This is a genomic window from Kitasatospora albolonga, assembly GCF_039535905.1.
Lineage (GTDB): Bacteria > Actinomycetota > Actinomycetes > Streptomycetales > Streptomycetaceae > Kitasatospora > Kitasatospora albolonga.
On the sequence record NZ_BAAAYB010000101.1, the window covers coordinates 88,921 to 104,041 of the forward strand.

A 15,121-nucleotide genomic window follows, 5' to 3' on the forward strand; every position below is an offset into this window, starting at 1 on the left:
ATCACGACGGACCGGGCCCGGCTGTCTTTGCACGCCGTGCCGCTCCGCCTAGTCGTGCCGGGCGAGCTTGGCAGCGGAGAGGAGCAGGATCACCGCCAGAGCGGGGATCAGGAGCATGTCCGGGAAGACGCCGAGGAGGAGTCCGCCGAGGACCGCGCCGACCGTCGATCCGGCAGCCATGACCGCAGTGAAGCGCCAGTTGGCGCGCAGGACCGCGAAGCTGCCGTCGCGGCTGTAGCGGGCGAAGGCCACCAGCATGGTCGGCAGCGAGACCAGCAGGGACAGGCTCCCGGCGGTCTTGATGTCGAGGGCGAAGAGCAGCACGATCGTGGGGATCAGCAGCTCGCCGCCGGCCACGCCCATGATCGCCGCCACCACCCCGATCCCGAATCCGGCCACCACCCCACTCGGGATGCGGGCCCATGGTGGGAGGTCGAGCGCGTCCAGGGTGGTGGTGTGTGTGAGGACCAGGGCGGCGGCCATGAGCACCATCAGGGCGGCCAGCACCTTGTAGAGGGTGGCGCTGCGCATCCGTACCGCCCAGCTCGCCCCCGCCCAGGCGCCCAGCAGGCTCCCGGCCAGCAGGTTGACCACGACCGGCCAGTGCGAGGCCACCGCCGAGGCCGGAACCGCCGCCAGCCGGGCGGGCAGCGCGACCAGGACGACCACCAGGCTCATCGCCTTGTTCAGGATGACGGCGGAGAGCGCGGCGAACCCGAACAGGCCGATCAGCAGCGGCAGGCGGAACTCCGCGCCGCCGAGCCCGATCATCCCGCCGAGCACGCCGATCGCCGCTCCGGCACCGAAGACGAGGGGTGTCGAGCCCGTCGAGGGCCTGGGGGCGGGGTCGTTGTCGATGGTCATGACGCGCATCCTCGCGGGACGAAGGACCGCGCGCCAGAGTGGTTGTCTACAGGACGGACGCGGGTGTCCACCGGTGGTTCGGCTAGTTCTCCGAACCGGCCCGACGAGCTGCCGCCTCATGCTCACGGGGCAGCAGCCCGTCAGAACTCACTGCTGGACGAAGTCGGCCAGGTCGGCGAGCAGGGCACGCTTGGACTTGGCGCCGACGATGGTCTGCACGATCCTGCCGCCCTGGAAGACGTGCATGGTCGGCAGCGTCAGGACCGCGTACTTGGCGACCGTCTCGGGGTTGGCGTCGGCGTCGAGCTTGGCGATGGTGAGCTGGTCGCCGTACTCGTCGGCGATCTGGTCCAGGACGGGGCCCAGCTGGCGGCACGGGCCGCACCAGGCGGCCCAGAAGTCCACGAGCACCGGCTTGTCGCTGCCGAGTACGTCGGTGGCGAAGGTCTCGTCGGTCACGGTGACGGTGGCACCGGACATGCGCACTCCTTGGTGACTGAACTCTCCTTGCGGGGAGCCCGGTTCGGGTGGGTGAGGGTGGGTCAGGCGACGGGCTGGAGCTCGGCGCCGTCGTGGAAGCGCTCGCTGGGGGCCGCGTCGGCCAGCGCCGAGAGGTAGCGCTCGGCGTCCAGGGCGGCGGCGCAGCCGGAGCCGGCGGCGGTGATGGCCTGGCGGTAGGTGTGGTCGACGACGTCGCCCGCACCGAAGACGCCGGGGATGTTGGTGCGGGTGGAGGGGGCCTCGGTCTTGAGGTAGCCCTCGGAGTCCAACTCCAGCTGCCCGGTGAACAGTTCGGTCCGCGGGTCGTGGCCGACGGCGATGAACAGGCCGGACGCCGGGTGCTCGCGCAGTTCGCCGGTGAAGACGTTGCGCAGGACGAGGCCGGCCAGCATGCCGTTCTCGGTCTCGCGGAGCTCGGCGACCTCGGTGTCGAAGGCGAAGGAGATCTTGTCGTTGGAGAAGGCCCGGTCCTGCATGGCCTTGGAGGCGCGCAGCGTGGAGCGGCGGTGGACGACGGTGACCGAGCGGGCGAAGCGGGTGAGGAAGGTTGCTTCCTCCATGGCGGTGTCGCCGCCGCCGACCACGACGATGTCCTTGTCGCGGAAGAAGAAGCCGTCGCAGGTCGCGCACCAGGACACGCCGCGCCCCGAGAGCTTGTCCTCGTTCGGGAGGCCGAGCTTGCGGTGCTGCGATCCGGTGGCGACGATGACGGTCTTCGCGCGGTGTACGGTGCCCTCGGAGTCGGTCAACTCCTTGATGTCGCCCGTGAGATCGACCGAGACGATGTCGTCGTCGATCATCTCGGCGCCGAACTTCTCGGCCTGGGCGCGCATGTCCTCCATCAGCTTCGGGCCGTCGACGCCGTTGGGGAAGCCGGGGAAGTTCTCCACCTCGGTGGTGGTGGTCAGCGAGCCGCCGACGAAGATGGCGCTGCCGAAGAGCAGGGGCTTCAGCTCGGCGCGGGCGGTGTAGAGCGCGGCGGTGTACCCGGCGGGGCCGGAGCCGATGATGATGACCTCGCGGACGTCGCTCTCGCTCATGCGTCAGTTCTCCTGGGTGGGTGCGGACTTGGCGTCGATCTCGGCGATCAAGCCTTCGATCAGGGCCTTGATCTCGTCGCGGATCGGGCGGACGGCCTCGACGCCCTGGCCGGCCGGGTCCTCCAGCTGCCAGTCGAGGTACTTCTTGCCGGGGAAGAACGGGCAGGCGTCGCCGCAGCCCATGGTGATCACGTAGTCCGACGCCTGGACGGCCTCGGTGGTCAGCACCTTCGGCTTCTGGTCGGAGATGTCGATGCCGAGCTCGGCCATCGCCGCGACCGCGGCGGGGTTGACCTGGTCACCGGGCACGGAGCCGGCGGAGCGGACCTCGACGCGGTCGCCCGCGAGGTGGCGCAGGAACCCGGCGGCCATCTGGGAGCGGCCCGCGTTGTGGATGCAGACGAACAGCACAGAGGCGGCAGGAGCGGTGGTCATGGTGGTTCCTTCGTCGATGCCCGGGTGAGCGGGCGCGGCGCGGCACGTCCTCGTTGAGGCCGCGGGCTTGGGTTTCTCCCCGACGCCAGCTAACGTATCAGGCTATGGTGACTTCAGTCGACGGTGATGTGTTGAAGGCTCTGGCCGACCCGCTGCGGATTCAGATCATCGGGCTCCTGGCCAGAGAGTCCCTGTGCACCACGCACCTGGTGGAGGAGACAGGCGCCAAGCAGACCAACCTCTCCAACCACCTGAAGATCCTGCGGGAGGCAGGGCTGGTCGACACCGAGCCCTGCGGCCGCTTCACCTACTACTCGCTCCGCCCCGAGGCCTTCACGGCCTTGTCCGCGGAGTTCGCCGGGCTGGCCGCCACCGCCCGACTGACCGCCGAAGCCAACTTCAAGCGGTCCTGCTGACCCACCGGGCCATCCACAGCGGCCTTCCCCGCACAAGGAGCACCATCCGTTGAACGCCATAGACGAGGCCAGACCCGATTCCAGCGAGGCCGAAGCACTCGCGACCGAGCCACCGGCCATCCCGCTGCTCAACCGGCTGGCAGCTGAACTGGTCGGCACCGCCGCCCTGGTGGCGATCGTGGTCGGCTCCGGCATCCAGGCCACCGAGCTCAGCCACGACGTCGGCCTGCAGCTGCTGGCCAACTCGCTGGCCACCGTCTTCGGCCTGGCCGTGCTCATCCTGCTCCTCGGCCCGGTCTCCGGTGCGCACTTCAACCCCGTCGTCACCCTCGCCGAGTGGTGGAACGGCCGCAAGGATCCGGCCGGCCTGGGTCTGCGGGAGGTCGCCGCGTACGCCGCCGCCCAGGCCGCCGGAGCGATTGCCGGGGCGGTCCTCGCGGACGCGATGTTCGGCGAGGCCCTGGTGAAGTGGTCGACTCACGACCGTTCCGCCGGGCACTTGCTGCTCGGCGAGGTCGTCGCCACCGCCGGCCTGGTCCTGCTGATCTTCGGGCTCGGCAAGACCGGCAACCTGCGCTTCGCTCCCGCCGCGGTCGCCTCGTACATCGGTGCGGCGTACTGGTTCACCTCCTCCACCTCCTTCGCCAATCCCGCCGTCACCCTCGGCCGCGCCTTCACCGACACCTTTGCCGGCATCGCCCCGGGCTCGGTCCCCGGCTTCATCGGCATGCAACTCCTCGGTGGCGCCCTGGGGTTGGCTCTCGTCGCGCTGGTCTTCGACCACCGCCGCCGTACGGCCGGTACGAAGTGAGCGGGGCCCGGCGCGTCCAGGTCCTGGTGGTCGGCGCGGGCCAAGCCGGCCTTGCCGCGGGGTACTACCTGCGGCGGGCCGGGCTGGACTTCACCATTCTGGACGCCAACTCCGCACCGGGCGGTGCCTGGCAGCACTACTGGGACACCCTGCGGCTGTTCTCGCCCGCCGGGTACTCCTCCCTGCCCGGCCGCCCGATGCTGCAGCAGCCCGGCGAGGAGTACCCGGACGCTGCCCACGTCGTCGCCTACCTCGCCGAGTACGAGAAGCGCTACGACCTCCCGATCCACCGCCCCATCCGGGTCGAGGCCATCGCCCGCGACGTCGACGGCATCACCGTGACCACCGACGGCGGCACCTGGCGCAGCCGCGCCGTGGTCCTGGCCACCGGCAACTGGGAGCACCCCTTCGTCCCCGCTCTCTCCGGCCGAGGGGACTTCACGGGCCGTCAGCTCCACACCCACGAGTACCGCACGGCCGCCGACTTTGCCGGGCAGCGCGTCATCGTGGTCGGCGGCGCCAACTCCGGCGCCCAGATCGCCGCGGACCTGCACACCGTAGCCACCGTCCGCTGGGTCACCCAGCGCCCGGCCCGCTACCTCCCCGACGACATCGACGGCCGCGCCCTCTTCGACCTCGCCACCCGCCGCGTCCAGGCCGGCGGCCCCCGGATTTCCGACCTAGGCGACATCGTCGCCGTCCCGCCCGTCCGGGCCGCCCGCGCCGCCGGACTGACGTCCCGTCCGATGTTCGACCACCTCACCCCCGCCGGCGCGGCCTGGGCCGACGGCACCACCTGGGACTGCGACACCGTCATCTGGTGCACCGGCTTCCGCCCCGACCTCCCGGCGATCGACCTGGCCCGCACCGACGGCCGCATCCCGACCGAGGGCACCCGCTCCGCCGAGGACCCGCGCATCCACTTCCTCGGCTACGGCGACTGGACCGGCCCCGCCTCCGCCACCCTCATCGGCGTCGGCCGCACCGCCCGCGCGGCAGTCGCCGAGATCACGGCCCTGCTGAACTGAGCGCGGCCCCCGGCGTTCACCGCCCGGGGCCGCTCCCTTACTCGACGCGCGGGTGTCAGCCGTAGAGACCGGAAGCGATCTCCAAGACTTCTTGGGCGGCTCCGTCAGCCAGGCTCGTACCGAACCGGGCGGTCATCATTCGCGCGATCCGCCGCCAGATGCGGGGCCCCTGCTCGGCGTCCAGGCCGTCCTGCTCCAGTGCGTCGACCTCGGCCGTGTAGTCCCCGGCGTCGACCGGGTCGAGGTCGAGCTGCGGGGCCAGCTCGCGCAGGCCCCGCACCAGTCGTGCGAGCTGCTCGGGGTCGATGCCGTTCGTGGTGTTGAAGGTGAAGTCGCCGGTGGACGCGGATCCGCCCGTCATGTCGCCCTTGATGGTGACGCCGTAGTAGTGGTGCGTCTCGTTCTGGGCGTTCATGGAGCTCCTCGGGTGGTGGCCGTGTCGGACGCGGGAGGTGCCCGCCGCCGTGATCCGTATGGGTGCCGGCCTGGTGTCCCCCGGTGCCGTGTCACCCTCCGCGAGACCGTCGGCGACCAACTCGGCTGCGGCGTCGGCAATCTCCCGCTCGGTCAGCGCCACGCCTGCGTAAAAGGCCGTCTCGGTGCCGACGAACTGGCCGGACTCCACGGCGGCGTCCTGATCATGCAGCCAGCGCAGGAGAACCGCGCTCGCGTGGTTGGCGCGGCGGACGCGGTCGGCGGCGAGCTTACTCAACCGGCGGATCTCCAGACGGCCTTCGTCGCTCAGCCGCACGATGCTGTCGGAGGAGTCGAAGGTGCGCAGGGGATGGACCAGGCCGTGCTCCTGGAGCGCGAGCGCGAGCCCGGACGCCTCCTCGTTCGGAAGGCCCTCCTGCTCGGCGAAGTCGGCCAACTCATGGAAGTGGCCTCGATGTTCGGCAGCCTGCTCTCCGAGCCACACCAGGGCTCGGGAAGCCACGGGATCCTCTTCGATCCCGCCGGCAGTTCCCATGCCGGGCGGGTCCGCTTCGACGGGGATCCGGATGCGGTGGCGCTTCGAGGCCTGCTCGAAGCCCTTCTTGAGCTCACGCGCCATCTGGTCGATCGCACGCTGGTTGATCTTGAATCCGGCCAAGTCCGCTCCTCCCAGTGGCCCCCTCGGCATCAGGCTATCGGCCGGTGCGGACATACGGGCCTCAGCGAGCGCCGTTCGCTCAACTCACCTCAGGACTACGGCGTTCGACGAGCAGAACGTCGCGCCAGGCGCCGTTCAGCCGGCCGATGCGTTCGCGGGTGCCGATGATGCGGAAGCCGGCCTTGGCGTGGACGGCGAGGCTGGCAGTGTTCTCGGGGAAGATGCCGGACTGGATGGTCCAGATCCCGGCCGCCTCGGTGGAGTGAGCGAGCGCGCGCAGGAGTTCACCGCCCACACCCCGGCCACGGGCGTCGGGGTGGACGTAGACGGAGTGCTCGACCACGCCCGCGTACGCACAGCGGTCGGAGACCCTGCTCACCGCGGTCCAGCCCAGTATCCGGCCGTCCTCGTCGAGGGCGACGAAGCGGTGCTCGGGGAGCTTGGCGGCGTCGAAGGCGGCCCAGTCGGGGGCGGTGGTCTCGAAGGAGGAGTTCCCCTCGTCGAGGCCGGCCTGGTAGATGGCGAGGACCTGGTCGGCGTGCTCGGCGCGCAGCGGGGCGACGTGCAAGGGGTGCTCCTCGGAAGCGGGTGACGGCGGGTCAGCTGTGCCGGTCGAGCATGGCCGACATGGTGGCCAGGACGGAAGGCTCGATGCGGTAGTAGACCCAGGTGCCGCGCCGTTCGCTGCTCAGCAGGCCGGCTTCGCGGAGCTTCTTCAGGTGGTGGGAGACGGTCGGCTGGGAGACGCCGACGTCCTGGATGTCGCAGACACAGGCCTCGCCGCCCGGGTGGGAGGCGATCTTGGAGAACAGGCGCAGCCGGACCGGGTCGGACAGGGCCTTGAACATGGCGGCCATCTTCTCGGAGTCCGCCACGGACAGCTCGGCCGAGGTGATCGGCGGGCAGCACGCGACCGTCTCGGGCTTCAGCACGGTCAACTCCAGATTCGACATGCGTCTATGTTGACATCCGTCGATTCCCGGGGCAAGGTCGAAGACGTCACACATCGACGTTTGTCGAATCAGCGAGGCGGCGGACGCCGCCACGATCAGGGAGACCGTCATGTCCGAAAGCACCGGCCTGCCCGTCCTCGTCATCGGCGCGGGCCCCGCCGGCCTGGCCGCCGCAGCCCACCTGATCGAACGCGGCTTGGACGTGGCCGTTGCCGAGTCCGGAGCTGCAGCCGGCGCGGCGGTCCGCGAGTGGGGCCACGTCCGGCTCTTCTCCACCTGGTCCGAACTGGTCGACCCCGCCGCCGCCAAGCTCCTCGCTCCGACCGGCTGGACCAGCCCCGACCACACCACCTACCCCACCGGCGCCGACTGGGCCGAGCTCTACCTCCAGCCCCTCGCCGACGCCCTCGGCGGCCGCGTCCGCTACGGCACCACCGTCACCGGCGTCGCCCGAGCCGGCCGCGACCGCGTCGTCGACTCCGGCCGCACCGAGCAGCCCTTCACCGTCCACCTCACCACCGCCGACGGCACCGAACAGCGCCTGGCAGCCTCCGCCGTCATCGACGCCTCCGGCACCTGGACCACCCCGGCCCCGCTCGGCGCGGACGGCCTGCCCGCCCTCGGCGAGAAGACCCACGCGGCCCGGATCTCCTACCGCGTCCCCGACCTCAACGACCCCGCCCAGCACGCCCGTTACGCCGGCAGGCGGACGGCCGTCGTCGGCTCCGGCGCCTCCGCCTTCACCGCCCTGGCCACCCTCGCGGAGCTCGCGAAGCAGGAGAGCGGCACCCACGCCGAGTGGATCCTCCGCCGCGGCATCAGCGGCTCCACCTTCGGCGGTGGCACCGCCGACCAGCTCCCCGCCCGCGGCGCCCTCGGCCTCGCCGCCAAGGCCGCCGTCGACAGCGGCCACGCCACCGCCCACACCGGCTTCCGCGTCACCACCGTCGAGCAGGACGCCGGCGGCAAGCTCGTCCTCGTCTCCGACGACGGCGCCCGTACCGAAGGCCTGGACGAGATCATCGTCCTCACCGGCCTGCGCCCCGACCACTCCTTCCTCTCCGAGCTCCGCCTCGACCTGGACGAGCGCCTCCAGGCCCCGGCCGGCCTCGCCCCGCTGATCGACCCCAACCAGCACTCCTGCGGCAGCGTCGAACCGCACGGCGCCGCCCAGCTCACCCACCCCGAGGACGGCGTCTTCCTGGTCGGCCAGAAGTCCTACGGTCGCGCCCCGACCTTCCTCGCCCTCACCGGCTACGAGCAGGCCCGTTCCGTCGCCGCCCACCTCGCCGGCGACCACGAGGCCGCCGCCCGCGTCGAGTTGACCCTCCCCGACACCGGCGTCTGCGGCGGCGCCGGCCTCTTCGACCAGCCCGAGGCCCCGGTCGATTCCGCCGGCGGCTGCTGCGCCCCGGCCGCACCCCAGCTGGTCACCCTCGGCGTCGGCGCCCCCGCCTCCTCCTGCTCCACCGACGGCGGCTGCTGACCGCGTCCGTGACGACCACTCACCCACGCGGGGCCGCGCCCGGTACGACCGACCGGGAGCGGCCCCGCGCCGTGCTGCCCGCCCTGTGTGCGACGCAGATCATCAGCTGGGGCATCCTCTACTACGCCTTCCCGGTGCTCCTGCCACACATCACCGCCGACACCGGCTGGTCCGCCGCCTGGAGCACCGCGGCCTTCTCGGGAGCGCTGCTGGTCTCGGCCCTCGTCGGGATACCCGTCGGCCGGGTCCTCGATCGACGGGGCCCGCACGTCGTGATGACCACCGGCTCCGCCGTCGGCGTCGCCGCCCTGGCCGCAGCCGCCTTCGCGCCGAACATCGCGGTCTTCGCCGCCGCCTGGCTCCTGGCGGGGACCGCGATGGCGGCCACCTTCTACCTGCCCGCCTTCGCGGCACTGACCCGCTGGCACCAGCCCGACCACGTCCGCGCCCTCACCACCGTGACCCTCGCCGGCGGCCTGGCCAGCACCGTCTTCGCCCCGGTCACCGCAGTCCTCGCCGACCACCTCTCCTGGCGGACGACCTACCTCCTGCTCGCCGCCGTCCTGGCGGTGACCGCCCTCCCGCTCCACGCGCTGATGCTGCGTCACCCCTGGCCGCCAGCACCGAAGGTACACACCGCCACAGCGCCCGCCGCCGTCAGCCGCAGTCGGCCCTTCCTCCTCCTGGCAGCGGCGTTCACCCTCTCCTCACTCGCGATGTACGGGGTCGTCTTCGCCACCGTCCCGCTCCTCATCGCACGGGGCCTTCCGCTGGCGACCGCCGCCTGGGCACTCGGCCTCGGCGGTCTCGGCCAGACCCTCGGCCGCACCCTGTACGCGAGCCTCGCCCGCCGCACCGAGGTCACCCACCGCAGTGCCGCCCTGCTCGCGGCCGGAGGGATCACCACCGTCCTGCTGGCCGTCGTGCCGGGCCCCGCCCCGCTCCTGTTCGCCGCCGCGATGCTCGCCGGCGTAGTCCGCGGCAACCTCACCCTGCTCCAGGCCACCGCCGTCACCGACCGCTGGGGAAGCGCCGCCTATGGCCGACTCAGCGGACTCCTCGCTGCACCCACAACCGTTGCCGGCGCCCTTGCCCCTTGGATGGCCACCACCGCTGCGCCCTTACTCGGCGGCCACGTTCCCCTTTTCCTCCTGCTCGCATCACTGTCCGCAATTGCAGCAGCGCTCGCCCTCACAGCCCGAACTGCTAAGGAACTCAAAGTCCGAACCACCTGAGAACTCACCAACAGCACCCGGGGTGCGGCGGAGCGGGCCCCTCGCGCGCTGGCCAGCTCGCGGCTGGCGGGACCGCAAGCTGGGATTGTGCGAACCCGACCGGTCCGACCAGTGCGTGCTGAAAGCGTGCTGGAGAAGGCAGACCCCACCGCCAGAACTGCTCTGACCTGCGAGATGTCCAACCCTTGAGCAAGTGACACCCGCTCAAGGAAGTTTCGGGTCACCGATGCGTGCTAAATGCGTGCTGCAACACCAGACGCCCCTCCACCGGAAGAGCGAAAGGGCCTCTGACCTGCATCTTTACGTGGGCGCAGACGGTTTCGAACCGCCGACATCCGCCTTGTAAGGGCGGCGCTCTACCGCTGAGCTATGCGCCCGTGTCGCGTGCTGCCACCGTGGGGCGGCGTACGACGAGGGACAAGAGTACCTGGTCCGGGGCGTGGTCCGCCGCAGGGTTCCGGGGTATGGGACCGGAGGGGGTGCCTGCATCGTGGGGTGATCGGCGAGAATGGGGCGGAGTGCAGTGGACGGGGTAGCAGGGAGCGTGGCGTGAGCGTGGCCGGTGGCGGCTGGTGGCGGCGGGGAGACGGCCGGCGGGACGCCGCCCGGGCGGCTCGGGACGCGGCGCAGCAGGCGTTCTACGAGCTGGACTCGACCCAGCGGGAGGCCGAGCTGGCGGTGGAGACGGTGAAGGCCGCGGGGGGTGAGCAGACGGCCCGTCAGGCGGTCGCGGACTTCCAGCAGCTCGGCGCCCGAGTGAACGAGGTCACCGTCGCCTACCTGGGGGCGCTGGACGCGCAGGACCTGGACGACGAGGAGTTGGACGGCGGCGTCGCCGAGCAGGCGCGGCAGCGGCTGGGCGAGGCCGAGCGTCGGCTGACGGCGACGAAGGGGGAGCTCACCGCCTTCATGGCGCGGCTGCAGCCCGTGATCGACCAGGCCGAGAGCCGGCTGATGCGGGTGACGCCAGCCGTGGCGCAGGCGAAGCAGGCACTGCTCGGGGCGACCACCGCGCTGGAAGAGGTGCGCGCGGCGGGGTTGAAGGCGGACGACCTGGCGGCCCGACTGGCGCAGTTGGCCCCGGAGTTGACGAAGCTGAACGAGGGCGCGGGCCGGCACGGCGTGGAGCCGACGCTGCAGCGGGCCGAGGACGTGCGGCTGCGGGCGGACGCGGTGCGGATCGCGGCGGAGCAGCTGCCGGAGAAGGCGCGGGAGATCGACCGCCGGGTGGGCAGCCTGCGGACCAGGATCCAGGCGCTGGAGACCAAGGCCGACACCGTCGCGCCGGCGTTGAGCGAGCTGCGGCGCGGGTTCAGTGCGGCCTGCTGGCAGGACCTGCAGCAGGTGCCGGAGCAGGCGTCGGAGGCGGTGCGCACCGCGCGGGCCAAGCTCACCGAGGCGACGACCGCGCGGGACGAGCAGCGCTGGCCGGACGCGACGGCGGCGATCGGTACGGTCCGGGCGGTGCTGGACGAGGCGGACGGGCGGATCGCGGCGGTGCACGGGCGGGTGCGGCAGTTGAAGGAGGTCGCGCACGACCCGCACCGGGAGATCGAGCAGGCCCGGTTCGCGATCCGGGACGCGCAGCGGCTGGCGATGGCGGGGCGGCAGACGCCGGACCCGCGGCACGCGGCGCCGTTGGACGCGGCGGTGGCGCGGCTGGACCGGGCGGTGGCGGAGCTGGAGGAGTCCGGGCGGCACCCGGACTACTGGCACTTCCTGACCGAGCTGGCCGCGGTGAAGGAGAGCGCCGCCGGGGTGGTGGCGATGATCCGGGGCACCCACGCGTAGCCCCCCAGCAGGGTGACGGCCGTCACATTACTGGCAAGTAACTTCCTTGCTAGAGTCGCCCCATGGCACGTAAGCGCGGCAACGTCACCGCCACCACCTTCCGACGCGGCATCAACTTCTGGCCGCCGTTCCTGTTCGCCGGCATCCGGGTCCTGGCGGTCTCCGACGACTACCGCTCCGCCAAGGTCCGCCTGCGGCTGCGCTGGTTCAACCGGAACTGGGTCGGCACCCACTTCGGCGGCTCGATCTTCGCTATGACCGACCCGTTCTGGATGCTGCTGGTGATGCAGAACCTGGGCCGGGAGTACGTGGTCTGGGACGCGGCCGCCACCATCGACTTCGTCTCGCCGGGGCGCGGCGACGTCTTCGCCGAGTTCGTCCTCACCGAGGACCGGATCGCCGAGATCAAGGAGCTGACGGCGGAGGGGAAGAAGGCGCTGGTCTGGTTCGACACCGAGGTGCTGGCGGCCGACGGCACGGTGGTGGCCCGGGTGCGCAAGCAGGTCTACGTCCGGGAGAAGCGCCGCGAGGCCTGAGCCGGCGCGGAGCCAGACTTCGACGACCACGTCCGCCCTGGCGATATTGCGCGCGAACCGACAGGGGGATGACGCAGACTCGGACGCAGAGATCTTGTGATCGCGGACCGAGCATCGAAGGACGTTTCCCATGACCAACCGGCCGTTGACCCTGATGGCTGTGCACGCCCACCCCGACGACGAGGCCACCGGGACGGGTGGTGTGCTGGCGCGGTACGCGGCGGAGGGCATCCGCACCGTGCTCGTCACCTGTACCGACGGCGGCTGCGGCGACGGCCCCGGCGGTGTGAAGCCGGGCGAGCCCGGGCACGACCCGGCGGCGGTGGCGGCCATCCGGGAGGAGGAACTCCGGGCCAGCTGCGAGGTGTTGAACATCAGCCACCTGGAGCTGCTGCGCTACGCCGACTCCGGAATGATGGGCTGGCCGAACAACGAGGCCCCCGGCGCGTTCTGGCAGACGCCGGTGGCGGAGGCCGCGGGCCGGCTCGCCGAGCTGATGGAGAAGTACCGCCCGGACGTGGTGGTGACGTACGACGAGAACGGCTTCTACGGCCACCCCGACCACATCCAGGCGCACCGGATCACCATGGCGGCGGTGGAGCTGACCGGCATCCCGGCGAAGGTGTACTGGACCACCATGCCGCGCTCCGGGATGCAGAAGTTCGGCGAGGTCATGCGCGAGCTCGGCTCGGACTGGGAGGAGCCGACCCTGGACGAGGCGGTGGAGGAGGGCGCGGTGCAGTCCGACTCCCCGGAGATGCCGGAGATCGGGCTGCCCGACGAGGAGATCAAGACCTGGGTGGACACCCGGGAGTACGGCGGCCAGAAGTTCGACTCGCTGGCCGCCCACGCCAGCCAGGGCGAGAACATCTTCTTCCTCAAGATGGGTAAGGAGCGGTTCACCGAGCTGATGGGCATCGAGACCTTCGTCCGCGTGCAGGACACCACCGGGGCGCCTCTTCCCGAGGACGACCTCTTCGCCGGCCTGCGCTGACGCGGACCGCGGACATCCAAGCGGACCGCACCGTTCCTTCATCAACGTGACGCTTCCGTGAGGCAGTTGTGACCTGACCCCTTGTCAGGTGCACCATTCGTACCTACCTTCGTGGATCAGGAGCCGGCCCCACCCGGCCGGCGCCGCGACGGTCGCGACCAGCGCCGCCGCCGGACGCGCGACAAGACCTGGAGGCGTCATGTCCACTGCCGTGATCACCGAAATCCGCGACGCGGGCCCGCTGTCGGTCGACGACGAGTTCCTCGCCTTCGAGGACGACGACCGCAGCGACCACGAGGCCACCGCCTGCCTCGCGGAGCCGTGGGTGACTGCCACCACGCGCGTGGCGTGCGACTGGAACTCCTGATCGTGGCCGGGTCCACCACCGGCCGCCGCAGATCCTCGGACGACACCTGGTCGTATCTGACGGACCGGCGGATGCCGGCGGTGGACCACGGCTGGAAACTGCACGTCTCGGCCCGCCCCGGCGAGCTCGACCTCGTCACCGGGCTGATCCTGCCGGTGCTGCTGCGCCACGTCTGCCACGCCAAGTGGGCCAAGGACCAGGAGACCCTGCGCAGCCTCAACTCCGGGGTGCTGAGCGCAGGTTCGGTCGGCAAGGCGGTCACCGTCTACCCCGCGCCGGGGACGGTGCTCCAGCTGGCGGACGAGCTCGTCGCCGTACTGCGCGGCCGGGAGGGCCCGCAGATCGTCAGCGACCGGCGGGTCGACCCGCACTCCCCCGTCTACTACCGCTACGGCCCCTTCACCGGCGAGTACCGCACCGGCCGCAACGGCCGGTTGGAGTCCGTGATGACCGGCCCCGACGGCCGGGTCTTCGACGGGCTGGCCACCGCGGCCTACCGCTGCCCGCCCTGGGCCGAGGACCCTTTCGAGCAGCGGGCCGGGCGACGTCAACCACCGGACGGGAACGGCGGGTTCGGCGGCGGACGGTACCGCGTCACCGGCGGGATCGCGCGCAGGCCGCAGGGGAACGTCTACCGCGCCGAGGACCTCGCCACCGGGCAGGCCGTGGTGGTCAAACAGGCGCGGGCGTACGTGGCCGAGGACGAGTCCGGCGCGGACGCCCGGGACCGGCTGCGGAACGAGCACGCGGTGCTCATCGCCCTCGACGGCGTGGCGGGCGTGCCCCGCGCGCTCGACTACTTCCGGCACCGCACCGACGAGTACCTGGTGACCACCAGTTGCGGCGACCGCGACCTGCGGCGGGAGGTCCTGCGGCACGGGCCCCGGCACGGGCGCGGGGTGGCCGAGTGGGCGGCGGAGCTGCTGCGGATCCTGGACGAGGTGCACCGGCGGGGTGTGGTGGTCCGCGACCTCAAGCCGGACAACGTGGTGCTCGACGCCGAAGGCCGGTGCCACGTGGTCGACTTCGGGATCAGCAGCCGGGACGGCGCGGGACCGGAGGGTGGCACGCCCGGCTACGGCGCGCCCACCGGGCCCGGCCAGGGGCCGGACGACGACTACTACGCACTGGGCATGACCATCGGCTTCGCCGCCACCGGACTGGATCCGGTGATCGTCGACCCGGCCCCTGCCGTGCGGCGGGAGCGGACGCTCGAAGGGCTGGCCTGGGCGCTGCCCGAGACTGAGCACCGCTGGATCCGGTCGGTGATCGGCGAGTTGACGAGCCCCGACCCGGCGGAGCGCGCCGCGGGGGCCGCACGGCTGCGGAAGGGGCCGCACCGCACGACCGGGCCGCGCCGCACGACCGGGCCGCTGCGGACGGTGGCCCGGCGGCGGGTCGAGGGCGGGCTCCTGGAGGAGATCGTCGAGCACACCGCCGCCTACTGCACCGAGGAGGCCCTGCGGATCGCGGACCCGGTGCTCTCCGCCCGCGCGAGCGTCCCGACGCCGGTCGACGTCTACGGCGGGAGCGCGGGGGCTGGGGCTGGAACTGCTCCGGCACCTGCACCG

General features: G+C 71.8%; 17 protein-coding genes and 1 tRNA gene. 10 read left to right on the forward strand and 8 right to left on the reverse strand.

Annotated features, from left to right (window positions below; genetic code table 11):
* Positions 1–48 precede the first annotated feature (48 nt).
* The 4 genes from ABD946_RS26140 to ABD946_RS26155 form a co-directional block, all read right to left on the reverse strand.
* Positions 49–864, reverse strand: coding sequence for a sulfite exporter TauE/SafE family protein (locus ABD946_RS26140; protein ID WP_345287604.1), 816 nt, complete (start codon positions 862–864; stop codon positions 49–51).
* Between the two features lie 147 nt (positions 865–1,011).
* Complete coding sequence (gene trxA / locus ABD946_RS26145; protein WP_345287606.1) at positions 1,012–1,344, reverse strand: thioredoxin; 333 nt, start codon at positions 1,342–1,344, stop codon at positions 1,012–1,014.
* Between the two features lie 62 nt (positions 1,345–1,406).
* Positions 1,407–2,405 carry a thioredoxin-disulfide reductase gene (gene trxB / locus ABD946_RS26150; RefSeq protein WP_345287608.1) on the reverse strand — a complete coding sequence of 333 codons (999 nt, stop codon included), beginning with the start codon at positions 2,403–2,405 and terminating at the stop codon, positions 1,407–1,409.
* 3 nt (positions 2,406–2,408) lie between these two features.
* On the reverse strand, positions 2,409–2,840 hold the full coding sequence (locus tag ABD946_RS26155) for an arsenate reductase ArsC (RefSeq protein WP_345287610.1): 432 nt from the start codon (positions 2,838–2,840) through the stop codon (positions 2,409–2,411).
* A gap of 104 nt (positions 2,841–2,944) precedes the next feature.
* Here ABD946_RS26155 and ABD946_RS26160 point away from each other — a divergent pair, with 104 nt between their 5' ends.
* Genes ABD946_RS26160 through ABD946_RS26170 form a run of 3 tightly spaced genes read left to right on the forward strand, consistent with a single transcriptional unit; the run spans position 2,945 to position 5,095 of the window.
* Positions 2,945–3,256 carry an ArsR/SmtB family transcription factor gene (locus ABD946_RS26160; protein WP_345287612.1) on the forward strand — a complete coding sequence of 104 codons (312 nt, stop codon included), beginning with the start codon at positions 2,945–2,947 and terminating at the stop codon, positions 3,254–3,256.
* A 49-nt stretch (positions 3,257–3,305) separates the two neighbouring features.
* The gene (locus ABD946_RS26165) at positions 3,306–4,067 is read left to right on the forward strand and encodes an aquaporin (RefSeq protein ID WP_345287613.1); all 762 of its coding nucleotides are present in this window, start codon (positions 3,306–3,308) and stop codon (positions 4,065–4,067) included.
* Positions 4,064–5,095 carry an ArsO family NAD(P)H-dependent flavin-containing monooxygenase gene (locus ABD946_RS26170; protein WP_345287615.1) on the forward strand — a complete coding sequence of 344 codons (1,032 nt, stop codon included), beginning with the start codon at positions 4,064–4,066 and terminating at the stop codon, positions 5,093–5,095. The genes ABD946_RS26165 and ABD946_RS26170 overlap by 4 nt, the downstream gene beginning before the upstream one ends.
* 55 nt (positions 5,096–5,150) lie before the next feature.
* Here ABD946_RS26170 and ABD946_RS26175 read toward each other — a convergent pair whose 3' ends face one another.
* From ABD946_RS26175 to ABD946_RS26185, 3 genes are all read right to left on the reverse strand, one after another.
* Positions 5,151–6,188 carry a ParB N-terminal domain-containing protein gene (locus ABD946_RS26175; protein ID WP_345287617.1) on the reverse strand — a complete coding sequence of 346 codons (1,038 nt, stop codon included), beginning with the start codon at positions 6,186–6,188 and terminating at the stop codon, positions 5,151–5,153.
* 79 nt (positions 6,189–6,267) lie between these two features.
* Positions 6,268–6,756: a GNAT family N-acetyltransferase gene (locus ABD946_RS26180; RefSeq protein ID WP_345287618.1), complete on the reverse strand. Its 489-nt coding sequence runs from the start codon at positions 6,754–6,756 to the stop codon at positions 6,268–6,270.
* A gap of 31 nt (positions 6,757–6,787) precedes the next feature.
* Positions 6,788–7,141 (reverse strand): ArsR/SmtB family transcription factor, encoded by a 354-nt coding sequence (locus ABD946_RS26185; protein WP_345287620.1) that lies wholly within the window; start codon positions 7,139–7,141, stop codon positions 6,788–6,790.
* A 109-nt stretch (positions 7,142–7,250) separates the two neighbouring features.
* Between ABD946_RS26185 and ABD946_RS26190 the strand changes: the two genes are divergently transcribed.
* Positions 7,251–8,627, forward strand: coding sequence for an NAD(P)-binding domain-containing protein (locus ABD946_RS26190; RefSeq protein WP_345287622.1), 1,377 nt, complete (start codon positions 7,251–7,253; stop codon positions 8,625–8,627).
* A gap of 8 nt (positions 8,628–8,635) precedes the next feature.
* Positions 8,636–9,862 carry an MFS transporter gene (locus ABD946_RS26195; protein ID WP_345287623.1) on the forward strand — a complete coding sequence of 409 codons (1,227 nt, stop codon included), beginning with the start codon at positions 8,636–8,638 and terminating at the stop codon, positions 9,860–9,862.
* A gap of 305 nt (positions 9,863–10,167) precedes the next feature.
* On the opposite strand, the gene ABD946_RS26200 is transcribed toward ABD946_RS26195, so the two are convergent.
* Positions 10,168–10,239 (reverse strand) — tRNA-Val (locus ABD946_RS26200).
* Between the two features lie 172 nt (positions 10,240–10,411).
* Between ABD946_RS26200 and ABD946_RS26205 the strand changes: the two genes are divergently transcribed.
* The 5 genes from ABD946_RS26205 to ABD946_RS26225 form a co-directional block, all read left to right on the forward strand.
* The gene (locus ABD946_RS26205; protein WP_345287624.1) at positions 10,412–11,653 is read left to right on the forward strand and encodes a coiled-coil domain-containing protein; all 1,242 of its coding nucleotides are present in this window, start codon (positions 10,412–10,414) and stop codon (positions 11,651–11,653) included.
* A 62-nt stretch (positions 11,654–11,715) separates the two neighbouring features.
* Positions 11,716–12,189: a DUF4442 domain-containing protein gene (locus tag ABD946_RS26210; RefSeq protein ID WP_345287625.1), complete on the forward strand. Its 474-nt coding sequence runs from the start codon at positions 11,716–11,718 to the stop codon at positions 12,187–12,189.
* Between the two features lie 130 nt (positions 12,190–12,319).
* On the forward strand, positions 12,320–13,183 hold the full coding sequence (locus ABD946_RS26215) for a PIG-L family deacetylase (RefSeq protein ID WP_345287626.1): 864 nt from the start codon (positions 12,320–12,322) through the stop codon (positions 13,181–13,183).
* 199 nt (positions 13,184–13,382) lie between these two features.
* Positions 13,383–13,550, forward strand: a complete 168-nt coding sequence (locus ABD946_RS26220; RefSeq protein ID WP_345287628.1) for an SflA family class IV lanthipeptide — start codon at positions 13,383–13,385, stop codon at positions 13,548–13,550.
* On the forward strand, positions 13,532–15,121 hold a 1,590-nt coding region (locus ABD946_RS26225), incomplete at its 3' end, for a class III lanthionine synthetase LanKC N-terminal domain-containing protein (protein WP_425558701.1). The genes ABD946_RS26220 and ABD946_RS26225, both read left to right, overlap by 19 nt.